The organism is Rhodococcus sp. W8901 (genome assembly GCF_013348805.1).
Taxonomy (GTDB): Bacteria; Actinomycetota; Actinomycetes; order Mycobacteriales; family Mycobacteriaceae; genus Prescottella.
The window spans coordinates 5,324,288-5,344,160 of sequence record NZ_CP054690.1 but is presented as its reverse complement, the minus strand read 5'-3'; the positions used below and the strand labels follow the sequence as shown (position 1 = coordinate 5,344,160).

Here is a 19,873-nt window from a genome sequence, read left to right as displayed (position 1 = left end):
AGATGAACACCGCTTCGACCGAGGCCGAACCGACGAACATCCCCGACGAGATCGACGACGCTCTCGCCGCAGTTTTCAGGGGATGGGACGAACGCCTGCTCGCCGGCGTGAGCGCGGACATGAAGGCGCGTCTCGCGCACCTCGTGTCCGGGCTGCCCGTCGGATACAAACAGGACGTCGCCCCCGAGCGTGCGCGCGTCGACCTGGAGATCCTCGACCGCCTCGACGCCGACACCGTCGACGTCCGCATCGTCCAGACGACCCGCGGGATCGGAACGCACCGGATCTCGCTGTACGTCGAGGGCCGACCGGCGTCGCTGGGTGACGTGATGCCGATGCTGCAGAGTCTGGGCGTCGAGGTCTTCGACGAGAAGCCGTACCCGCTGCTCTCTTCCGCCGGGACGCCCTGCTGGATCTACGATTTCACCGTCGGATACCCGATCGCGCCGGACGCCGACTTCGGCGAGTTCGCCGGCCGTTTCGCGGAGGCGATCGCGGCACTGTGGCGGGGCGACGCGGAACCCGACAAGTTGGGAGAGCTCGTCGCACGGGCCGGTCTGGACTGGCGCGAGGTCGGCGTGCTGCGCGCCTACGTCGAATTCCTGCGGCAGGCCCGGTTCCCGTACAGCAGTTCCTACGTCTCGGACGTCCTCTGCAGGTATCCGGAGATTGCGCGGGCGCTGGTCGACAGCTTCGCCACTCGATTCGATCCCGAAGCCCAGGCGGACGGCGGTCCGGCGGCACCGTCCCGAGTGGACGAGTTGATCGCGCAGGTGGTCGGGCTCGACGCCGATCGAATTCTCCGGGCGCTCTGGTCGGCGATTCGGAACACCGTGCGCACCAACCACTTCGTCACCCCACGCCGGGAATGCCTGTCGCTCGAGTTCGACTCCCGCAGCATCGACGAGCTACCGGAGCCTCGGCCGCGCCGCGAGATCTTCGTCCATTCGCCGTCGGTTGCCGGCGTCCACATGCGCTTCGGCACAGTGGCGCGAGGTGGGCTGCGCTGGTCCGATCGTATCGAGGACTTCCGCACCGAGGTCCTGGGTCTCGTCAAGGCCCAGGCGGTGAAGAACGCGGTCATCGTGCCGGTCGGCGCGAAGGGCGGTTTCGTGCTGCGCCGACCGCCGGCCCAGACCGGCGATGCCGTCCACGACCGGGAAATGTTGCGGGCGGCCGGGATTGCCGGGTACCGCACATTCATCCGCGGCCTGCTCGACCTCGTCGACAATGTCGACCGCACGTCGGGTGAGGTGCGTCCGGCACCGGGTGTGGTGCGGCACGACGGAGACGACACCTATCTCGTGGTGGCGGCCGACAAGGGTACCGCGTCGTTCTCGGACATCGCCAATGCCGTGGCGGCCGAGTACGACTTCTGGCTGGGCGACGCCTTCGCTTCGGGCGGATCGGTCGGCTACGACCACAAGGCGATGGGCATTACCGCGCGGGGGGCGTGGGAGAGCGTCAAGCGGCGGTTCCGGGAGCTCGGCGTCGACACCCAGCAGGACGACTTCACGGTCGTCGGCATCGGTGACATGAGCGGGGACGTCTTCGGGAACGGCATGTTGTGCAGCAAGCACATTCGGCTGGTTGCCGCCTTCGACCACCGCCACGTCTTCCTCGACCCCGAACCGGACCCCGAGCGCTCCTATGCCGAGCGCGCCCGGATGTTCGCTCTCCCGCGTTCGTCGTGGGACGACTACGACCGCGCGCTGATCAGCTCCGGTGGCGGGGTGTGGGATCGGTCCGCGAAGGCCGTGCCGATCAGCGCCGAGGCCCGGAAGGTGCTCGGCCTGGACTCGGCGGTCACGGAACTGACACCGCCGGAACTGATCCGTGCGATCCTGCGTGCGCCGGTCGACCTGCTCTGGAACGGTGGAATCGGCACCTACGTCAAGGCGTCGGGCGAATCGCATGCCGACGTCGGCGACAAGGCCAACGACTCGGTGCGGGTGGACGGCACCGACGTGCGGGCCCGGGTCGTGGGCGAGGGCGGCAACCTCGGCCTCACCCAGGCGGGTCGTATCGAGATCGCCCGCGCCGGAGGCCGGGTGGGCACTGACGCTCTCGACAACTCCGGCGGCGTGGACTGCTCCGACCATGAGGTCAACATCAAGATTCTGCTCGACGAACTCGTCGGCGGCGGTCGACTGGATGCTGCGGAACGGTCGACACTGCTCGCGGCGATGACGGACGACGTCACCGCACTGGTCCTGGCCGACAACGTCTCCCAGAACGAACTGATGGGCACCACCGGGGCCGACGCCGGCGAGATGCTTGCAGTCCATGCGCGGCTGCTCACGCGGCTCGAGTCGGCAGGAGCTCTGGACCGGACCCTGGAGGTGTTGCCAGACGCGGCGGAGATCGCGGTGCGGCGCCGGGCCGGGGAAGGTTTGTCGACGCCCGAACTGGCAACTCTCGGGGCGCACGTGAAGCTGGACCTGAAGGGGGCCTTGCTGGCAGGCGATCTGGTCGACCACGACGTCTTCCTCCCCGCGCTGCGCCAGTATTTCCCGGCTCGGATGCAGCAGGACTACGCGGATGCGATCGACCGGCACCCGTTGCGGCGCGAAATCGTCGCGACGGTGCTGACGAACGCAGTCGTCGATCGCGGTGGCATCACCTACGCCTTCCGTCTTGCGGAGGAGGTGGGCGCGAGCGCGGAGGATGCGGTGCGTGCGTTCGACGTCGTTGCGTCCGTCTTCGACCTGCGCGAGCTGTGGGCGAGGATCGCGACCGCGCCCGTTCCGGTCGCCGTCGCCGATGAACTCGTCCTCGTGACCCGTAGGCTTCTGGACCGTGCATCGCGCTGGATGTTGAGCCGGCGACCGCAGCCCCTGGCTGTCGGTGCCGAGATCACCCGGTTCCGGGAACGGATCGCGAAGGCGTCGACGATGCTCGAAGGATGGCTGGTCGGTGGCGACCGCGACAACCTCAGGGAACGGACGCGTTCGATCGCCGAACTCGGCGCGCCCGAGGACCTGGTGCGGTCCGTCGAACTGCTGCTCGACCGGTTCGGGCTCCTCGACGTCGTCGAGATCGCGGACCTCGCCGACCACGACCTGGCGGAGGCGGGGGAACTGTACTTCCGGCTGTGCGAACGGGTGGGACTGGTGCCGCTGCTGAACCGGGTCTCGGAGCTCGGGAAGGAGACCCGCTGGAACGCACTGGCGCGGCTGTCGCTGCGGGACGAACTGTACGACAGCGTCCGCGAACTCACGCTCGACGTGCTCGCCCACGCTGTGCCCGGTGATTCGCCGGAGGCCATGCTCACGGATTGGGAGGCCCGTAACGAGCCCCGCATCCGGCGTGCCCGACAGGCGCTTGCCGAGATCGAAGAGTCGGGTCAGCGCGACCTGGCCGCGCTCTCGGTCGCATCGCGGCAGTTGAGGCGAATGGTGGGTTGATCGGGCCGCTAGACTTGGTGGGCCGAGTCGACGAACGGAGCGGTGGGGCTCAACGAGGAACGGGTGCAGTGGATGGCGATAGCCGACGTTGATGCAGAGCTCGCCGTGCTGTTCGACGAGGCCGGCAGCGAGTCGGTCCCGGCGTACGAGCGGGTGAAGAATCTCGTGGTGGAGCAGATCCGTTCCGGCCGTTGGACGGACGGGGATCAGCTGCCGTCGGAGAACCAGTTCGTCAACGCGCTGGGACTGTCCCGCATGACGATCAACCGGGCGCTGCGGGAACTCACGCACGACGGGCTCATCGTGCGGATGATGGGTGTGGGGACGTTCGTCGCGAGCAGCAAGACGTCCTCCCCCCTCTTCGAGGTGAAGAACATCGCCGACGAGATCCAGCAGCGCGGGCACCGTCACCGTACCGAGACGGTCTTCGTGCGCGAGGAGGAGCCCGACCACTCCCAGGCCTTCCTACGGGATGCCTTCGGTGCCAGGGTGTTTCACTCGTTGCTGGTGCACTACGAGGACGACACCCCGATCCAGGTGGAGGACCGGTTCGTCAATCCGGACGAGGCGCCCGACTACCTCGACCAGGACTTCACGTCGCTCACCCCGAACGACTACCTCACCCGGGTGGCGCCCCTCGTCCGCGGTGAGCACGTCGTCGAGGCGGTCCTCGCCAGCCCGGAGGAGTGCCGGTTGCTCCGCATCGACCGGGGTGAGCCCTGCCTGCTTATCCGGCGCCGCACGTGGTCGGAACGCGGGCTCGTCAGCCTGGCCCGATTGACCCACCCCGGTTCCCGCAACAGGCTCGAGGGTTCGTTCACCCGCTGACGCTCCGACGCCAGGCTCAGCCCAGCCGGCTGCGCAGGGCGTCGAGCGGATCGGTACCGTCGCGACGCCCGCGGGGGCCGTCGCTCTCCGGCAGCGTCAGGCGGCCGGCGTCGGAGCGGGTCCATTCGCGGACCGCCCAACGCTCGGCGATGGCCCACCTGCCGTCACGGCGTTCCATGAGGTCCACGTAGCGGCAGCCGCTGGTGAAGTTGACCATGCCGATCCCGTCGTCACCGCCCCAGTGCGCCGCCGTCGAGTACGCCTCGCTCACCGCGTAGTCGCCGTGCAGTTCCACGAGGTGGTTGCCGATGTGGTGCATCGTGCCGCCGATGGCCCGCAGCTTCGGCTGCACCCAGGTGATGAAATCCTCGACGCTGCCGTCGAATCCGGTGTGGTGGTCGATCGCGTCCGGGTGGTAGGCGTCGCGGACCAGGTCGAAATCGAGTCGGTCGATGCCGCGGCAGTAGCGCATGACCACCTCGTAGATGGCCTGCTTGTCGAGCAGTTCGGCTACAGCCTGGTCCGTCGTAGTCACTGGCCCTCCCGGGTGTCGTCGGTCGTGGACTTCAGTCCTACCGCCCAGTCGATCAGCTGCGGAACCTCTTCTCCCGCTGTGCAGAATGTCGCGGGACGGAACACCGCGACGGTGGCGCCCGCGTCGTGCCAGGCGTGGGTCTTGTCCGCGGTCGCGTCGAGGTCCACGGTTCCGTCGTCGCGGCGTTCGGGTGCGACCGAGACCTGGACGACGGCGGAGTCGGGGTCGCGGCCGTGCTCGGCGAACGTGTCGCGCAGCAGGGAGACGCTCTGCGAGAACGTCTGCATGTCTGCGGGATTGACGGTCCACCCGTCGGCGACGCGGGCGATGCGGTCGAAGTTGCGCCGGCTGGGACCGAACCCGAAGATCACCGGCACCCGCTCCTGGACCGGGAACGGCAGCGAGTGGAAGTCCGCGAACGAGAACTCGCGGCCCTGGAAGTTCGCCGGAGCCTTGGTCCACAGCTCACGGCACGCGCGGACGGTGTCCTCCATGCGGCCGAAGCGGGCATCGAACGGCATGTTGGTGGCGGTGTATTCGGCCTCCTGCCAGCCGACGCCCATCCCGATCGCGGCACGGCCGCCGGAGATGGCGTCGAGCGTGGCGATCTGCTTGGCGAGCAGTACCGGTGGGCGGACGGTCGCGATCAGGACCGAGACATTGAGCAGCACTCGATCGGTGACCGCGGCGACGGAGGAGAGCAGCGAAAGCGGCTCGTACCAATCGTGCTCCAGCGGGAAGGGGAAGCCGTTGGTCTCGACGCGCTGCGCGTGCGCGGCCGCGTTGAAGCCGATGTGATCACCGGTGGAGATCATGTCGACTCCCGCGCGGTCCGCGTCCGCCGCCAGCCGGAGCACCGGGCGGATCTGCCCGCCGTAGAGATTCTCGGCGCCGAGAATGTTCAGACCGACCTGCATGGTGCTCCTGTTCTCGCGGCTACTCCTGCGCAGCTCGCGTTCGGCTAGCGTTCATCGACGATGAACTGAAGGGTCCTCGACATGTCGAGGAAGAGGTTCGCGTCCTCGGCCACCGGCCCGCCGATCGCGGGATCGGCGTGCGCGGCGAGCATCGCGTCGTAGCCGGCGCGGTCCTCGAACCACATCTCGGTGATGACGTCGAAGCTCGGATCGGCCACGCCCGGAGCCCGGATGCTGTCGGTGAGGTCGACGAAGTTGCGTCGGTACGCCTTCAGCGTGGGGAACGACCGCAGGATCAGCGGCGCGTGGACGGTCTCGTAGTGCTCGATGAACTGCTCGCGCGTGAGCTCGGGCTTACGGGCGAGCAGAGCAACTGCTTTGAACATAGGGCTTCCTCATCAAGATCAGCTGGAAGCTGGGGAATCTCACAGGTCGCGTCGGGCGTGCGAAGTCAGATCGCCGACCAGATCGATGCAGGTGAGTCGCTGCGTGAATTGCCACTCCCCGTCGATCTCGGCGAACGCATCGAAGTAACGCCCCGACAGGATCGGCTGCAGGGGAAGGCTTTCCGTGGCCTGGAGCACCGTGAAGTACGACAGTGACATCGCGGTGCGGCAGTCGTCCGAGACCTCCACGCGCAGGTTCGTCACGACGTGCTTGGTGCGCGGCCTCGGGGGAGCGCCGTGCATCTGGATGAAGCTCCGGCACGCGGCCAGCACGCCGGCGGGGTCGGAGTCACGCACCGACCCCACCGGGGTCCCGTCACCGTCGCATTGTCCGTACACCGCCCGCGCGAAGAGCTCCGCGACCTCCTCCAGTCGTCCCTCGTCGATGAGGTGCGTGTACCGGTGAGCGAGATCGCGGACCGCCTCGACAGCGCCCAGTCGCTCGAGCGTGTAGGGGGTCACTGCACGCTGATCTCTCGTCGGATCATCTTGCCGGTCGCGTTGCGCGGCAACAGGTCCGTCGTGAGGCGCCACTTGGTCGGCACCTTGAAGTACGACAGCCGCTCGGATGCGAACTCGCGCAGTTCCTCCTCGGTGACCGTGTGGCCCTCGGCGACCACGACCACGGCCGAGACCTCCTGGCCCAGATCGGGATGCGGCGTGCCGATCACCGCGCACTCCTGGACGGCGGGGTGCTCGTCGAGGGTCTGCTCGATCTCCGTGGGGTACACGTTCTCGCCGCCGCGCAGGATCAGGTCCGAGCGACGCCCGGTGAGCCGCAGGCGACCGTTCTCGACGACGCCGTAGTCGCCGGTCCGCAGCCAGCGATCGGAGGTGATCGAGGCCGCGGTCGCGTCGGGGTCGTTCCAGTAGCCGAGCATCACGAACGGGCTGCGGACGCACACCTCGCCCTCGAGGCCGTCCGGCAGCCACTCGCCGAACGGGTCGCGGATCTCCATGCTGACCGTGATGATCGGCCGGCCCAGCGTGCCCGGGTACTCCTCGAGCTCGGCGGAGCTGGCGACGGCGATCGCGGTGCTGCACTCGGTGAGGCCGTAGCTGTCGACGAGGGCGTTGCGGGCGAAGGGAACCTGCTCGCGGAGCCGGTCCTTGAACGCGATCGACGACGGCGCCGAGGCCAGCGAGAACGAGGTCAGCGAGGACAGGTCGTACTTGTCCAGATTGCCGTGCTCGAGGAGCCGGGAAGCCATCGTCGGGACGGCGCCCCAGTTCGTCACCCGCTCCCGCTCGATGAGACCGAGGATCCGATCGACGTCGAACGAGCCCTGGTTCATGACGACGGCACTGCCGGTCGCGAGGCGCGGGACCACGAGGTTGTGCAGGCTCGCGATGTGGAACAGCGGCGAGGTGAGCAGGTAGCGCAGGTCGCTGGGGGCGTTCGGGTCGCTGGGCTTGCCCGTGAACGCGGCCATGATCGAGTCGCTGAAACGGTGGTAGTCGACCACCGCCAGCAGGTTGCGGTGCGAGTGCAGCGCGCCCTTGGGGCGTCCGCTGGTGCCGGACGTGTAGAGGATCACCGACGGATCGTCCTCGTCGATGTCCACGACGGGGCGGGCCGCGCCGGCGAACTCGGCGATGAGCCGCGGCAGGTCCTCCTCCATGGTCAGCACGGTGACGCCGGAGGTGTCGAGCCCGGCGAGGGCATCCGCGCGCTTGGCGTCGACGACCACGACCTTCGGGGTGCTGTGCTGCAGGCCGTACTCGATCTCGCGCGGCACCCACCAGCCGTTGAGGCCGACGGTGATGGCGCCGAGCGCCTGCGTTGCCCAGAAGGTGCTCACCCACTCCGGGGTGTTGGCGGCGAGGATCCCGACGCGGTCGCCCTTGGTGACGCCGTAGCGCTCGCTCAGGGCCGCGGCCAGCGCGTACGCGTCGGCGGCGTGCTGGGTGTACGAGACCCGGCGGTCCTCGGTGACGAGGTAATCGCGGTCGCCCCACTTGACCGAGTCGGCGAGCAGATCGCCCACGGCCTTGCAGCGGTTCTTCATGACCGGCATCCGGGTGCCGAGGACCTCTTCCTCGACGATCTCGAACGGTCCACCGGGACCGATCAGACGAGACATGACCTGGTCCAGGTGCAGTTGCGGATCTGCGGGGGCAGTCATGAGTGACCTTTCGTCCGTGTCACAGTGTCGTTCCTGTCACTGTCTGCGCGTGAACGCCCAGGTGCCAGGCTCGGGGCATGGGGTGTGACGGGTTTCTCACGGCAATTTCTCATGTCGGGAAGGTTCGGCGGGACGAGTTACCACTCAGCGAGACTGACGGTGATCTGCGCGACAGCCCGAGGCTACTTTTCGCGAAAGGAACATGGCTGGTGGATCGAACCGGAAGGTCCGGTCCGCGGCCGGCCCACGGATGGCTGACCCGCCTACACAGCCCGCAGTCAGAAGTAACGCGCCTACCGGCGCTGCGACAGGAGAGAATGAGTTGGAACGCACGACGATTGCCGAGATGCTCCTCGATCGCCTCGGTGACCAGCAGTTCGGTGTCCGTACCCGTGAGCAGGACTGGACGTGGGACGAGGTGGTCCGCGAGAGCGCCGCGCGCGGCGCGCTCGCGCAGTCGCTGCGCGTGGACGGCCCGTTCCACGTCGGCATCCTCCTCGAGAACGTGCCGGACTTCCTGTTCTGGCTCGGCGGCGCGGCCCTCACCGGCGGCACGGTCGTGGGCATCAACCCCACCCGCGGCTCGGCGGAACTCGAGGCCGAGATCCGTTACGTGGACTGCCAGTTGATCGTTACCGACGCCGAGGGCATGGCGAAGCTGAAGGGCCTCGACCTCGGCCTGGCCGACGACCGGTTCATTCTGATCGACGCCCCGGACTACCAGGACCGCCTCGACGCCCACCGGGTCGAGCCCGCGATCGCGGACGGCATCGACGAGGACGACCTGTTCCTGCTGCTGTTCACGTCGGGCACCACCGGGATGTCCAAGGGCGTCAAGTGCAGCCAGGGCCGGCTCTCCCGCCTCGCGTACGCGAACACCGCGAAGTACGGGCACCACCGCGACGACGTCGACTATTGCTGCATGCCGCTGTTCCACGGCAACGCGCTGATGGCGCTGTGGGCCCCGGCGCTGGCGAACGGTGCCACCGTCTGCCTGCCCGAGGCCCGCAAGTTCTCGGCGTCGGGCTTCCTGCCCGACGTGAAGTTCTTCGGTGCCACGTTCTTCACGTACGTCGGTAAGGCGTTGGCCTACCTGATGGCGACCCCGGAGCAGCCCGACGACAAGGACAACAAGCTCGAGCGCGGCTTCGGCACCGAGGCGTCGCCCGAGGACAAGGTCGAGTTCGTGCGCCGCTTCGGTGCGGAGTTGTTCGAGGGCTACGGTTCGTCGGAGGGTGCCGGTTCGGTCAAGCTCGATCCGGAGGCCCCGGAGGGCGCGCTCGGTCGTCCCGCACACGCGGGCATCGCCGTCGTCAACCCCGAGACGCGGGAGGAGTGCGTGCGCGCGATCCTCGACGAGCACGGCCGGGTGCTGAACCCGGACGAGGCCATCGGCGAGATGATCAACAAGGAGGGCGCTCGCGCGTTCGAGGGCTACTACAAGAACGACGTCGCCGACGCCGACCGAATCAAGCACGGTTGGTACTGGACCGGTGACCTCGGCTACGTCGACGAGGCCGGCTTCATCTACTTCGCGGGCCGCAAGGGTGACTGGATCCGCGTCGACGGCGAGAATACCTCCGCCCTGATGATCGAGCGTGTCCTGCGTCGCCACCCCGAGGTCATCGCGACGGGCGTGTACGCGATCCCCGACTCGCGGTCCGGCGACCAGGTGATGGCTGCGATCGAGGTGGATTCGCTCGACACCTTCGACCCCGTGAAGTTCGCGGAATACCTTGCCGTCCAGGACGATCTGGGCTCCAAGGCGACTCCGCGCTTCATCCGGGTGTCGACGAACCTGCCGATCACCGGCTCCAACAAGGTCCTCAAGCGTGAGCTGCAGGCCGAACTGTGGCGCACCGACGAGCCGGTCTACCGTTGGGTGGGCCGCGGCGCGCCGGTCTACACGCAGATGACCGACGAGGACAAGACCGCGCTCGAGGCCGAGTTCGTCGAGTTCGGCCGGACGCGTTTCCTGGGCGTGTGAGATGACGACACGCAAGGTTGCCCTCGTCACCGGGGCGAGCCGCGGCATCGGCCGCGAGATCGCGCTCGCGTTCGCGCGCAAGGGTTTCGACGTTGCGATCACCGCCCGTACGGTCCGCGAGGGAGAGGGTGCGGTGACGCCCCGCACCCGCGCGGAGGGCGAGGGTCTGCTCCCGGTGCCGGGCAGCCTCGAGACCACGTCCGCGGAGATCGAGGCGTGCGGGGCCCGGGCGTTGCCGATCCCGATGGATCTGCTCGATCGGGACTCGGTTGTCGGCGCCGCCGACGAGGTGCTGCGCGAGTGGGGCCGTGTTGATGTCCTCGTCAACAACGCCTACGCCCAGACTGCCGGTCACATGGAGCGCATCCTCGACCTTCGCCTCGACGACGCCGAGGTGATGGTGCGGGGAAACTACCTGCACCAGTTGGCGCTGATCCAGCGGGTGCTGCCGTCGATGGTCGACGGCGGTGACGGCGTGATCGTCAATCTGGTGTCCGGTTCGGCGACCACCGATCCGCCGGCGGCGCCCGGCGAGGGCGGTTGGGGCGTGGCGTACGCCGCGTCGAAGGCGGCGTTCGGCCGCCTCGCCGGTGCGGTCAACGCGGAGTACCGCGGACGTGGCATCCGCGCGTTCAACCTCAGCCCCGGGTTCGTCGTCACCGAGTCCGGCAAGGCGCGTGGCGGTACCGACAAGATCGAGGACGCCGGTTTCGACTCGGTTCCGGCGACCGTGCCCGCCGCGGCGGCCGTGTGGCTGGCCACCGCACCCGACGCCGAGCGTTTTCTCGGAAGGGTGGTCTGGGCGCCCAAGCTGGTGAATGATTTCACTGATTCCACCGCGCCCTGACCGGGCGTCTCGGAGTCGCCCGAGTGCAGGTTGGGTCGCGATTCCCGCTGTGCGAGATGTGTGACCCGAGGATTCGGCTCGGTCGCTAGCGTCCGGGACAACGCAGGCAGACAGTCGCCCGGAACCCGGCGACTGTCTGCCTTTGGTAAACGACGTCGTTCGGTATTAGAGGAGTAACGATGGATTTGAGGGAATCCCCCGAGCAGCTCGCGCTCCGCAAGGAGCTGCGCGAGTACTTCGCGAACCTGCTGCCTGCGGAGAAGCGCCGCGCGGCCGGTGAGCAGGGCGTGGGCGGCGAGTACTTCCGTGAGGTCGTCAAGCTGCTCGGCCAGGACGGCTGGCTCGGCATCGGCTGGCCCGAGGAGTACGGCGGACAGGGGCGTTCCATCGAGGAACAGTTCGTGTTCTTCGACGAGGTGCAGCGCGCCGGTCTGCCGTTCCCGTTCGTCACGGTGAACACCGTCGGCCCGACGCTGATGAAGTACGGGACCGAGGAGCAGAAGGAACGCTTCCTGCCGGGGATCCTCGCGGGCGACATCGTCTTCGCGATCGGCTACACCGAGCCCGAGGCCGGCACCGACCTCGCGTCGCTCAAGACCCGCGCCGTCCTCGACGGCGAGGAGTGGGTGGTCGACGGCAACAAGATCTTCACCTCCGGCGCCAACACCGCCGACTACGTGTGGCTCGCGTGCCGCACCGATCCCGAGGCCCCCAAGCACAAGGGCATCTCGATCCTCGTCGTGCCCACCGACGACCCCGGCTTCTCGTGGTCGCCCATCAACACGGTCGGTGGCCTGATGGTCACCTCGACGTACTACAGCGGCATCCGGGTGCCGCAGAAGGACGTCATCGGTGAGGTCAACGGCGGCTGGCAGCTGATCGCCGCGCAGCTCAACCATGAGCGCATCGGCCTCGCAGCGATCGGCGGCCGCACCTACGGCCTGTGGCACCAGGTTCTGGACTGGGCCAAGGCGAACGGCGCCATCGAGATCCCGTGGGTGCAGCAGGAGTTCGCACGCACGCACGCCAAGCTCGAGGCGATGCGCCTGCTCAACTGGAAGATGACGGCGGCCGTCGCGGCGGACAAGCTGTCCGGCGCAGACGCCGGTGCCACCAAGGCCTACGGCACCGAGACCCACATCGACGTGTACCGCACGCTGCTCGGCATCCTCGGCGCCGCGGGTCGCATCCGCCCCGAGTCCCCGGGTGCGCTGCTGGCCGGTCAGATCGAGCAGATCTCCCGTCAGGGCATGGTCAACACGTTCGGTGGCGGCGTCAACGAGGTGCTGCGCGACATGGTCGGCACGATGGGCCTGGGCCTGGTGCGAGAGAAGAGGGTCAAGTGAGCGAATTCCTCACCAAGCTCGGGGCATTCGAGGGTCAGGTCCTGACGCCCACGACGTGGGGTCCGGACGAGGTCAACACCCCGATGATCCGTCACTGGGTCGAGACGATGGGCGACACCAGCCCCATCTACCTCGATGACGACGCCGCGCGCGCCACCGGGCGTGACGGTGCGGTCGCGCCCGCGCTGATGGCGCAGGTGTGGACCATGCGCACCTTCAACGACAAGATGGCGAACAACGACCCGTCGCAGGTGTGGACCGACCTGATCGCCACGCTCGACGAGGCGGGCTTCACGTCCGTCGTCGCGACCGACTCGGACTTCGAGTTCTTCGTGGAACTGCTTCCCGGCGACCGGGTTTCGCTCACCGAGGTGATCGAGTCGATCTCCGAGGAGAAGAAGACGGGCCTCGGTGTCGGGCACTTCGTCACGACGCTGAAGACATACCGCAACGGTGACGACGAGGTCGTCGCGACGCAGCGCTGGCGCACCCTGCGGTTCAAGCCGAAGGGCAGCGAGAAGCCCGTCGAGAAGCCGGCAGAGAAGGCGGAGAAGGCAGGGAAGTCCTCGGGGGCGATCCCGGGTCTGCGCCCGCGTCCGGCGCTCAACGTCGACAACGCCTTCTGGTTCGAGGCCGCCAAGGAGCACCGCCTGGTGATCCAGCGCTGCGCGAACTGCGGTGTGCTGCGCCATCCCACCGGACCGATGTGCGGTGCGTGCCAGTCGCTCGACTGGGACACCGTCGACGCCTCGGGCCGCGGCATCGTCTACAGCTTTGTTGTCAACCACCATCCGCAGATCCCCGGGTTCGAGTACCCGCTCGTCGTGGCGACCATCGAACTCGAAGAGGGCACCCGCCTGATCGCGAACATGACCGGCGTCGCGCCGGACGACGTCGAGATCGGCATGCCGGTGGAACTGGACTGGATCGACGCCGACCCGGATCTGACGCTGCCCGCGTTCCGGCCGGCCGCACGGGAGGACTCCTGATGGACTTCAACTTCAGCGAAGAGCAAGAGGCGATTCGCAACCTCGCCGACGAGGTCTTCACCAGCAAGGCCGACATCGACCGGGTCAAGCAGGTCGAACTGAGCGACGAGCGCATCGACCGCGACCTGTGGCGCGAACTCGCGAACACGGGCCTGCTCGGCATCGCGCTGCCCGAGGATCTCGGCGGCGGCGGCATGGGCCTGTCCGAGCTGTACGTGCTGCTCGAGCAGCAGGGCCGCCACGTTGCGCCCGTGCCGATCTGGCAGTCGGCCCTCGCGGCCCTCGCGGTCGCCGAGTTCGGCTCCGACGCCCAGCGCACCGCGCTGGTTCCCGGTGTCGCCGAGGGCACGAGCTTCCTGACGATCGGTCTCGAGGAGTTCGGCCCGTACGTCGCGGGCGACCCGCAGACCACGGCCACCGAGGCCGGCGGCCAGTGGACGCTGACCGGCGCCAAGGCCGTCGTCCCGATCACGCACGTCGCGGACCGCGCGATCGTCTCGGCCACCACGCCGTCCGGTGCGGCGCTGTTCGTCGTCGACCTGGCGGCCGACGGTGTCACGGTGGAGCAGACGCACTCCACCAACTGGGAGATCTGCGGCAACGTCACGCTCGAGTCGGCTCCCGCGGAGCTGCTCGGCCCCGCAGACGGCAACACCGCCCAGTGGCTGCTCGACCGCGTCGAGCTCGCTCTCGCCGCGATCCAGCTCGGCGTCGGCTCCGGTGCCGTGCAGCAGGCCGTCACGTACCTCAACGGCCGCATGCAGTTCGGGCGTCCGCTCGCGACGTTCCAGGCCGTCAACCACCAGCTGGCCGATTGCTACATCGACCTCGAAGCGATGCGCGTGACGCTGTGGCAGGCCGCGTGGCTGCTCGCCGAGGACCAGGAACCCGGCACGTCGGTGCTCGTCGCGAAGTGGTGGGCCACCGACGGCGGCCAGCGCGTGGTGCACCGCACCACGCACGTCCACGGCGGCATGGGTGTCGACACCGACTACCCGGTGCACCGACACCTGCTGTGGGGCAAGCAGATCGGCGCCACCCTCGGTGGCTCGGCGTCCGACCTCGCCCGTCTCGGCGAGCAGCTCGCCGCCGGTGTCGAGGTGGTCGCATGACCACCACCGTGCCCGCGCTGACCGGGCGCAGCTACGACGACATCGCGGTCGGCGAGGTGCTGCCCGAGCTGGCGATCCCGTTGACCCGCACGCTCATCGTGTCCACCGCGATCGCGACGCGCGACTTCCAGGACGTGCATCACGATCCCGAGCTGGCGCGCGAGCGCGGCTCCAAGGACGTGTTCATGAACATCCTCACCAGCAACGGGCTGGCGGGGCGGTTCGTCACCGACTGGGCAGGGCCGTTCGCGACGGTGCGCCGGGTGAAGATCCGTCTGGGCGCCCCGAACTACCCGGGCGACACCATGACCATGACCGGTGAGGTCGTCTCGAAGGAGAACGGCCTCGTCGAGGTGAAGGTGCAGGGCGCGAACAGCCTCGGCAACCACCTCGCCGGCACCGTCACGGTCGCGTACCCCGCTGCCAGCGAAGGAAAGGACGCCTGATGGCCGTCAGCCCGCTCTCGGGTGCCGCCGCGATCGTCGGTATCGGCGCCACCGAGTTCTCCAAGAAGTCCGGCCGCTCCGAGCTGCAGCTCGCGTGCGAGGCCGTCACGGCCGCGCTCGCGGACGCCGGTATCGACCCGTCCGAGGTCGACGGTCTGACCACCTTCACGATGGAGACCAACGGCGAGATCCTCGTGGCCCGCAACTGCGGGCTCGGGGAGCTCAAGTTCTTCTCCCGGATCGGTTACGGCGGCGGCGCGGCGTGCGCGTCGGTGCAGCAGGCGGCGATGGCCGTCGCCACCGGCATCGCCGACGTCGTGGTGGTCTACCGTGCGTTCAACGAACGCTCCGGAATGCGCTTCGGCGCGGGTCAGCACGACCGCCCGATGGACAGCACCGCCGACCGCGCAGCGTACGCATGGCTGACCCCGCAGGGACTGTCGACTCCCGCCCAGTGGGTCGCGATGTTCGCTCGCCGGTACATGTACCAGTACGGTGCCACGAGTGAGGATTTCGGTCGGGTTGCTGTCGTGGCGCGCAAGCATGCTGCGAACAACCCGAAGGCGTGGTTCTACGGCAAGCCCATCACGCTCGAGGACCACCAGAACTCCCGGTGGATCGCCGAACCGCTGCACCTGCTCGACTGCTGCCAGGAGACCGACGGCGGTCAGGCCCTCGTCATCGTCTCGGCCGAGCGCGCCAAGGACCTGCGCAACAAGCCCGCGATCATCAAGGGTGCCGCGCAGGGTTCGGGCAAGGACCAGCACATGATGGCGAGCTACTACCGTCCCGACATCACCGGCATCCCGGAGATGGGTCTGGTCGGCCGCCAGCTGTACGCGCAGGCCGGTCTGACGCCGGACGACATCGATGCGGCGATCCTCTACGACCACTTCACCCCTCTGGTGCTCCCGCAGCTCGAGGAACTCGGTTTCTGCCGTCCCGGCGAGGCCAAGGACTTCATCCGCGAGGGCAATCTGGAGATCGGTGGACGGCTGCCGAGCAACACGCACGGCGGCCAGGTCGGTGAGGCGTACCTGCACGGCGTCAACGGCATCGCCGAGGCGGTCCGGGTGCTGCGGGGCACGTCCACCAACCAGCCCGAGAACGTCGAGAACATGCTCGTCACGGCGGGAACCGCGGTTCCCACGTCCGGCCTGATTCTCGGCGTCGCCTGACCGAATTACCTGGAAGGACCGAAGAATGACGGCAGTGGAGCAGAAGCCGGCCGGCGCGTGGCGTGGGGTCGACCTCGGCACCCGCACGGTGAGCTACGACGAGCGCGACGCGATCCTGTACGCGCTCGCCGTGGGTGCGAAGGCCACCGATCTGGACCTCGTGATGGAGGACCGGCTGCGGGTGCTGCCGACGTTCGCGTTGACCCTGGCCCAGTGGGCCCCCGACGAGCTGGGCCAGCGCGGCGCCTTCGACATGAAGACCGCGCTGCACGGCTCGCAGGAGCTGAAGGTGCTCGCACCGCTGCCCCGCAGCGGTGAGGTCACGCTGAAGGCCAGTGTCGGCGAGGTCTGGGACAAGGGCGCCGCGGCGGTGTTCGAGGTCAAGGTCGAGTGCGAGTACTTCGTGGCGACCTGGTCCCTGTTCGCCCCGGGCGCAGGCGGATTCGGTGGCGAGCGTGGCCCGTCCAAGCCGCCGGCGCCGGAGGGTGACGCCAACGTGACGGCCCAGCTCGAGACCGCGTTCAACGTGGCCGCGCTGTACCGCCTCACCGGCGACCGCCACCACATCCACATCGATCCGGCGGCCGCCGCCGGCATCGGACAGCCGCGCCCGATCATGCACGGACTGTGCACGCTCGCCGCGTCGACGCTGCCGCTCGCGAAGGAGCTCGGGGTGCACCCGGCCGACCTGACCGAGCTGCAGGGCCGCTTCGCCGCGCCGATGTTCCCCGGCGACACCGCGGATCTGCAGGCATGGGGCGACGCGTCGGGTCTGTCGTTCGAGCTCGTCCGCGAGGGCAAGGCTGCGATCTCCGGCGGCTACGCGGTGTTCCAGGCCTAGTCGCCCTGACCGAATGTCACATACGTTCAGTCGAATTGAACGCATGTGACATTCGGCCACGACTTCAGCTGCGGGAGCACTCGACGAAATCGTGCTCCCGCAGCTGTTTTCATTTCCGCCGACTCGCGATGCGTCAGATCTCGGGGTGTGTGGCCATGTAGCGGGCCGGGTACTCGCCGCCACCGTGCACGGCCAGGTCGGCGCCGTTGACGTACGTCGACAGGTCGCTGCCCAGGAACAGGCAGGCCTTCGCGATGTCCGACGGCACCGCCATGCGCTCGATCGGCAGCGTGCGGGTGACGGCGGCGCCGCCGTCCTCGCCGTACACCGATGCCGCGGCCTCGGTGCGGATCAGCCCGGTGGTGATGTGGTTGACGCGCACCTTGGGTGCCCACTCGAGAGCCAGGGCCTTCGTGAGTGCCAGCAGGCCGGCCTTCGCCGCGGTGTACGCCGCGGTGCCGGGCTGCGGCTGATGTGCGGAGACGCTGCCGATGTTCACGATCGCGCCGCCCGTCTCCTGCTCGCGCATGACGAGATTCGCGGCCTGCGCCATGTAGTACGGCGCCAGCAGATTCAGTGCGACGATCTTCTCCACGAAACGCGGCGACACCGTGGCGGCATCGGCGTCAGGCGAGCCGCCGGCGTTGTTGACCAGCACGTCGAGGCGCCCGAAGCGATCGACCGCATCCTGGATCAGGGCCGTGGCGTCGGCGGGGTCGCGGACGTCGACGGCGCGGAAGGCTGCGGTGCGGCCGTCGACCGAGGGCAGGTTCTCCGGCTCGTTGCGGGCACACACCAGCACGTCGGCGCCGGCCCGCAGGAAGTGTTCGGCGATGGCGAAGCCGATGCCCTTGGTTCCTCCGGTGACGACCACGGACCGGCCGGTGAAGTCGACAGGGTTGGGGTAGTTCACGCGAACTGCCTTTCTGTGTGGCGCAGCGGTTGTAGCGGAGTGCCCGTCCCCACGAGGATCCGTGGGGCTCAGAATCTTTCGTCGCGAATTTCGCGAAAACGCTGCGGACAAGCAAATGCTTGGTTAAGAATATCCGACTGGAGGGTTGTAGCACCAGGTCTCCGCGTTTCTCACGACATACCGAGAGCAGGTACACATGGGCAAGCTTGACGGCAAGGTCGCACTCATCACGGGCGCCGGGCAGGGCATCGGCCAGGGCATCGCGCACGCGCTGGCGAAGGAGGGTGTGTCGATCGCGGTCGCGGGGCGCACCGAGTCCAAGCTGGTCACGACGGTCGAGCAGATCGAGGCCTACGGCGGCAAGGCGTTACCTGTCCGGTGCGACGTGAGCGACGCGGCCGACATCGAGGCCGCTGTCGAGCGGACCGTCGGGTTCTTCGGCGGTGTCGACATCCTCGTCAACAACGCCAACGACTGCGGCCCCGGGCCGCTGCTGTCGGTCAAGGACGAGGACTTCGAGCGGTCGTTCGCGACCGGACCGCTCGCGACGCTGCGCCTGATGCGCGCGTGCTACCCGTCGATGAAGGAGCGTGGCGGCGGATCGATCGTCAACCTCGTCACGTCGGCGGCCGTGCGCTGGGACGCGAGCAACTACGGCGCCTACGGTTCGATCAAGGAAGGTATGCGCTCGCTGACCCGCGCCGCGGCCTGCGAGTGGGGCATCGACGGCATCCGCGTCAACTCCATCGCGCCGCACGCGATGTCGCCCGCGCTCGAGGGCTGGATCGAGCGGTTCCCCGAGGAGGCGGAGGCGTTCAAGGCCGGTATCCCGCTGCGTCGCATCGGTGACGCCGAGAGCGACATCGGCCGCGCCGTGGTGTTCCTCGTCGGCGACGACGCCGGCTACCTCACCGGCGCAACCATTCCGCTCGACGGCGGGCAGTCTCGCTGGGGCTGACATGGTGACGACGCGCACGGCGGCAGACCGGGTCCTGATCCTCACGGAGGATCCGGGCATCGAGAAGGCGATCCGCGCGGCCGCCGGTGCCGCCGTCGCGATCGTGCGCCCGGGTGCCCGCACCTCCGAGGAGGTGCGGGCGCTGCTGCCCGGGGTCGACGTCGTGGTCGCGGACTGGAGCGGACGCCTGCCGCTCGGCGCCGCCGAGGCCGCGGTGGGTCGACACCTCGAGCTGATCCAGCAGCCCGGCGTCGGCATCGCCTACATCGACCTCGACGCGTGGGCGGAAACCGGTGTCCCGGTGGCGAACACGCCCGGCGGTAACGCGGCCTCGGTCGCCGAGTGGGCGGTGGCCGCCACCGCGAACCTGTGCCGGTCCCTCGGCTGGGCGGATGCCGAGATGCGTTCCGGCCGTTGGCCGCAGGCGTCGATCCTGCAGCGCGACTGCCGCGATCTCGGCGAACGTCGGGTGGGCCTCGTCGGATTCGGCGACATCAACCGTCGCTGCGCCGCCCTGTTCCAGGCGTTCGGGTGCGATGTCGCGTATCACTCGCGACGGCCGGATCCGGGGTCCGCGCTGCCCTACCGGTCGCTGGGTGACCTGCTCGCGGAGTCGGACGTGCTGGTGGTGGCGGTCCCACTCACCCCGCAGACCCGCGGACTGATCTCCGACCGGGAACTGGCGCTGCTGCCGCCGGAAGCGTTGGTGGTCAACGTTTCCCGCGGACCGGTGGTGGACGAGATCGCGCTCGCCGACGCCATCCGATCGGGCGCGCAGTGGCGGGAGCGGCACTGGACGTGTTCGCGCACGAACCGCTCGAGCCCGACAGTCCGCTGCGCGAACTCGACGGCGTCCTGCTCAGCCCGCACATCGCCGGCGGCAGTTCCACCGCTCGCGCCCGGATGTTCGAGATGGTGGCGCAGAACGTGGCGCGGGTGTGCCGCGGCGAGGCGCCGCTCTGGACGCTTCGGTGACTCTAGGGTCGAGGCAGCGACA

Annotated in this window: 18 protein-coding genes and 1 pseudogene; 13 read left to right on the top strand and 6 right to left on the bottom strand. The window is 68.6% G+C overall.

Features of this window, described 5'->3' with window-relative positions:
• Positions 1–2 precede the first annotated feature (2 nt).
• Together HUN07_RS24850 and hutC are read left to right on the top strand one after the other, a co-directional pair.
• Positions 3–3,407, top strand: a complete 3,405-nt coding sequence (locus HUN07_RS24850; RefSeq protein ID WP_174913750.1) for an NAD-glutamate dehydrogenase domain-containing protein — start codon at positions 3–5, stop codon at positions 3,405–3,407.
• 72 nt (positions 3,408–3,479) lie between these two features.
• Positions 3,480–4,235 (top strand): histidine utilization repressor, encoded by a 756-nt coding sequence (hutC, locus tag HUN07_RS24845; protein ID WP_174915002.1) that lies wholly within the window; start codon positions 3,480–3,482, stop codon positions 4,233–4,235.
• Positions 4,236–4,251: 16 nt separating this feature from the next.
• On the opposite strand, the gene HUN07_RS24840 is transcribed toward hutC, so the two are convergent.
• From HUN07_RS24840 to HUN07_RS24820, 5 genes are read right to left on the bottom strand one after another with little or no spacing between them, the layout of a single operon-like run.
• Positions 4,252–4,770, bottom strand: a complete 519-nt coding sequence (locus tag HUN07_RS24840) for a nuclear transport factor 2 family protein (RefSeq protein ID WP_302675467.1) — start codon at positions 4,768–4,770, stop codon at positions 4,252–4,254.
• Positions 4,767–5,687, bottom strand: a complete 921-nt coding sequence (locus HUN07_RS24835) for a TIGR03619 family F420-dependent LLM class oxidoreductase (RefSeq protein ID WP_174913748.1) — start codon at positions 5,685–5,687, stop codon at positions 4,767–4,769. Before HUN07_RS24835 ends, HUN07_RS24840 begins: the two co-directional genes overlap by 4 nt.
• A 44-nt stretch (positions 5,688–5,731) precedes the next feature.
• Complete coding sequence (locus tag HUN07_RS24830; RefSeq protein WP_174913745.1) at positions 5,732–6,073, bottom strand: EthD domain-containing protein; 342 nt, start codon at positions 6,071–6,073, stop codon at positions 5,732–5,734.
• A gap of 39 nt (positions 6,074–6,112) precedes the next feature.
• A complete protein-coding gene (locus tag HUN07_RS24825; RefSeq protein ID WP_174913742.1) occupies positions 6,113–6,595 on the bottom strand; it encodes a nuclear transport factor 2 family protein in 483 nt (160 codons plus the stop codon).
• Positions 6,592–8,259: a class I adenylate-forming enzyme family protein gene (locus tag HUN07_RS24820; protein WP_174913739.1), complete on the bottom strand. Its 1,668-nt coding sequence runs from the start codon at positions 8,257–8,259 to the stop codon at positions 6,592–6,594. The genes HUN07_RS24825 and HUN07_RS24820 overlap by 4 nt, the downstream gene beginning before the upstream one ends.
• Before the next feature lie 346 nt (positions 8,260–8,605).
• On the opposite strand from HUN07_RS24820, the gene HUN07_RS24815 reads away from it, so the two are divergent.
• From HUN07_RS24815 to HUN07_RS24780, 8 genes are all read left to right on the top strand, one after another.
• The gene (locus tag HUN07_RS24815) at positions 8,606–10,246 is read left to right on the top strand and encodes an AMP-binding protein (protein ID WP_254623053.1); all 1,641 of its coding nucleotides are present in this window, start codon (positions 8,606–8,608) and stop codon (positions 10,244–10,246) included.
• A 1-nt stretch (position 10,247) separates the two neighbouring features.
• The gene (locus HUN07_RS24810) at positions 10,248–11,093 is read left to right on the top strand and encodes an SDR family NAD(P)-dependent oxidoreductase (RefSeq protein ID WP_174913733.1); all 846 of its coding nucleotides are present in this window, start codon (positions 10,248–10,250) and stop codon (positions 11,091–11,093) included.
• Positions 11,094–11,272: 179 nt separating this feature from the next.
• Positions 11,273–12,439, top strand: a complete 1,167-nt coding sequence (locus tag HUN07_RS24805; protein WP_114722153.1) for an acyl-CoA dehydrogenase family protein — start codon at positions 11,273–11,275, stop codon at positions 12,437–12,439.
• The gene (locus HUN07_RS24800; protein ID WP_174913730.1) at positions 12,436–13,428 is read left to right on the top strand and encodes a bifunctional MaoC family dehydratase N-terminal/OB-fold nucleic acid binding domain-containing protein; all 993 of its coding nucleotides are present in this window, start codon (positions 12,436–12,438) and stop codon (positions 13,426–13,428) included. Before HUN07_RS24805 ends, HUN07_RS24800 begins: the two co-directional genes overlap by 4 nt.
• The gene (locus tag HUN07_RS24795; protein WP_174913728.1) at positions 13,428–14,540 is read left to right on the top strand and encodes an acyl-CoA dehydrogenase family protein; all 1,113 of its coding nucleotides are present in this window, start codon (positions 13,428–13,430) and stop codon (positions 14,538–14,540) included. The genes HUN07_RS24800 and HUN07_RS24795 overlap by 1 nt, the downstream gene beginning before the upstream one ends.
• Positions 14,537–14,986, top strand: a complete 450-nt coding sequence (locus tag HUN07_RS24790) for a MaoC family dehydratase (RefSeq protein WP_114722150.1) — start codon at positions 14,537–14,539, stop codon at positions 14,984–14,986. Before HUN07_RS24795 ends, HUN07_RS24790 begins: the two co-directional genes overlap by 4 nt.
• Positions 14,986–16,164, top strand: a complete 1,179-nt coding sequence (locus tag HUN07_RS24785) for a lipid-transfer protein (protein WP_174913725.1) — start codon at positions 14,986–14,988, stop codon at positions 16,162–16,164. The genes HUN07_RS24790 and HUN07_RS24785 overlap by 1 nt, the downstream gene beginning before the upstream one ends.
• Positions 16,165–16,189: 25 nt before the next feature.
• A complete protein-coding gene (locus HUN07_RS24780; RefSeq protein WP_174913722.1) occupies positions 16,190–17,005 on the top strand; it encodes a MaoC/PaaZ C-terminal domain-containing protein in 816 nt (271 codons plus the stop codon).
• Between the two features lie 133 nt (positions 17,006–17,138).
• Here HUN07_RS24780 and HUN07_RS24775 read toward each other — a convergent pair whose 3' ends face one another.
• Positions 17,139–17,918 carry an SDR family oxidoreductase gene (locus tag HUN07_RS24775; RefSeq protein ID WP_174913719.1) on the bottom strand — a complete coding sequence of 260 codons (780 nt, stop codon included), beginning with the start codon at positions 17,916–17,918 and terminating at the stop codon, positions 17,139–17,141.
• Between the two features lie 196 nt (positions 17,919–18,114).
• Between HUN07_RS24775 and HUN07_RS24770 the strand changes: the two genes are divergently transcribed.
• From HUN07_RS24770 to HUN07_RS27205, 3 genes and pseudogenes are all read left to right on the top strand, one after another.
• Entirely contained in the window at positions 18,115–18,876 is a 762-nt protein-coding gene (locus HUN07_RS24770; protein ID WP_114722146.1) for an SDR family NAD(P)-dependent oxidoreductase, read from the top strand.
• A gap of 1 nt (position 18,877) precedes the next feature.
• Positions 18,878–19,603: pseudogene (locus tag HUN07_RS24765) on the top strand (NAD(P)-dependent oxidoreductase); the annotation flags it as partial.
• 71 nt (positions 19,604–19,674) lie between these two features.
• The gene (locus HUN07_RS27205) at positions 19,675–19,851 is read left to right on the top strand and encodes a hypothetical protein (protein ID WP_254622670.1); all 177 of its coding nucleotides are present in this window, start codon (positions 19,675–19,677) and stop codon (positions 19,849–19,851) included.
• Positions 19,852–19,873: the final 22 nt, after the last annotated feature.

Bases quoted from the DNA above. Each gene is read 5' to 3' on its own strand.
- HUN07_RS24850 (WP_174913750.1), top strand. From the start codon at position 3: ATGAACACCGCTTCGACCGAGGCCGAACCGACGAACATCCCCGACGAG.
- hutC (WP_174915002.1), top strand. From the start codon at position 3,480: ATGGCGATAGCCGACGTTGATGCAGAGCTCGCCGTGCTGTTCGACGAG.
- HUN07_RS24835 (WP_174913748.1), bottom strand. From the start codon at position 5,687: ATGCAGGTCGGTCTGAACATTCTCGGCGCCGAGAATCTCTACGGCGGG.
- HUN07_RS24830 (WP_174913745.1), bottom strand. From the start codon at position 6,073: ATGTTCAAAGCAGTTGCTCTGCTCGCCCGTAAGCCCGAGCTCACGCGC.
- HUN07_RS24820 (WP_174913739.1), bottom strand. From the start codon at position 8,259: ATGACTGCCCCCGCAGATCCGCAACTGCACCTGGACCAGGTCATGTCT.
- HUN07_RS24815 (WP_254623053.1), top strand. From the start codon at position 8,606: ATGCTCCTCGATCGCCTCGGTGACCAGCAGTTCGGTGTCCGTACCCGT.
- HUN07_RS24810 (WP_174913733.1), top strand. From the start codon at position 10,248: ATGACGACACGCAAGGTTGCCCTCGTCACCGGGGCGAGCCGCGGCATC.
- HUN07_RS24805 (WP_114722153.1), top strand. From the start codon at position 11,273: ATGGATTTGAGGGAATCCCCCGAGCAGCTCGCGCTCCGCAAGGAGCTG.
- HUN07_RS24795 (WP_174913728.1), top strand. From the start codon at position 13,428: ATGGACTTCAACTTCAGCGAAGAGCAAGAGGCGATTCGCAACCTCGCC.
- HUN07_RS24790 (WP_114722150.1), top strand. From the start codon at position 14,537: ATGACCACCACCGTGCCCGCGCTGACCGGGCGCAGCTACGACGACATC.
- HUN07_RS24785 (WP_174913725.1), top strand. From the start codon at position 14,986: ATGGCCGTCAGCCCGCTCTCGGGTGCCGCCGCGATCGTCGGTATCGGC.
- HUN07_RS24780 (WP_174913722.1), top strand. From the start codon at position 16,190: ATGACGGCAGTGGAGCAGAAGCCGGCCGGCGCGTGGCGTGGGGTCGAC.
- HUN07_RS24770 (WP_114722146.1), top strand. From the start codon at position 18,115: ATGGGCAAGCTTGACGGCAAGGTCGCACTCATCACGGGCGCCGGGCAG.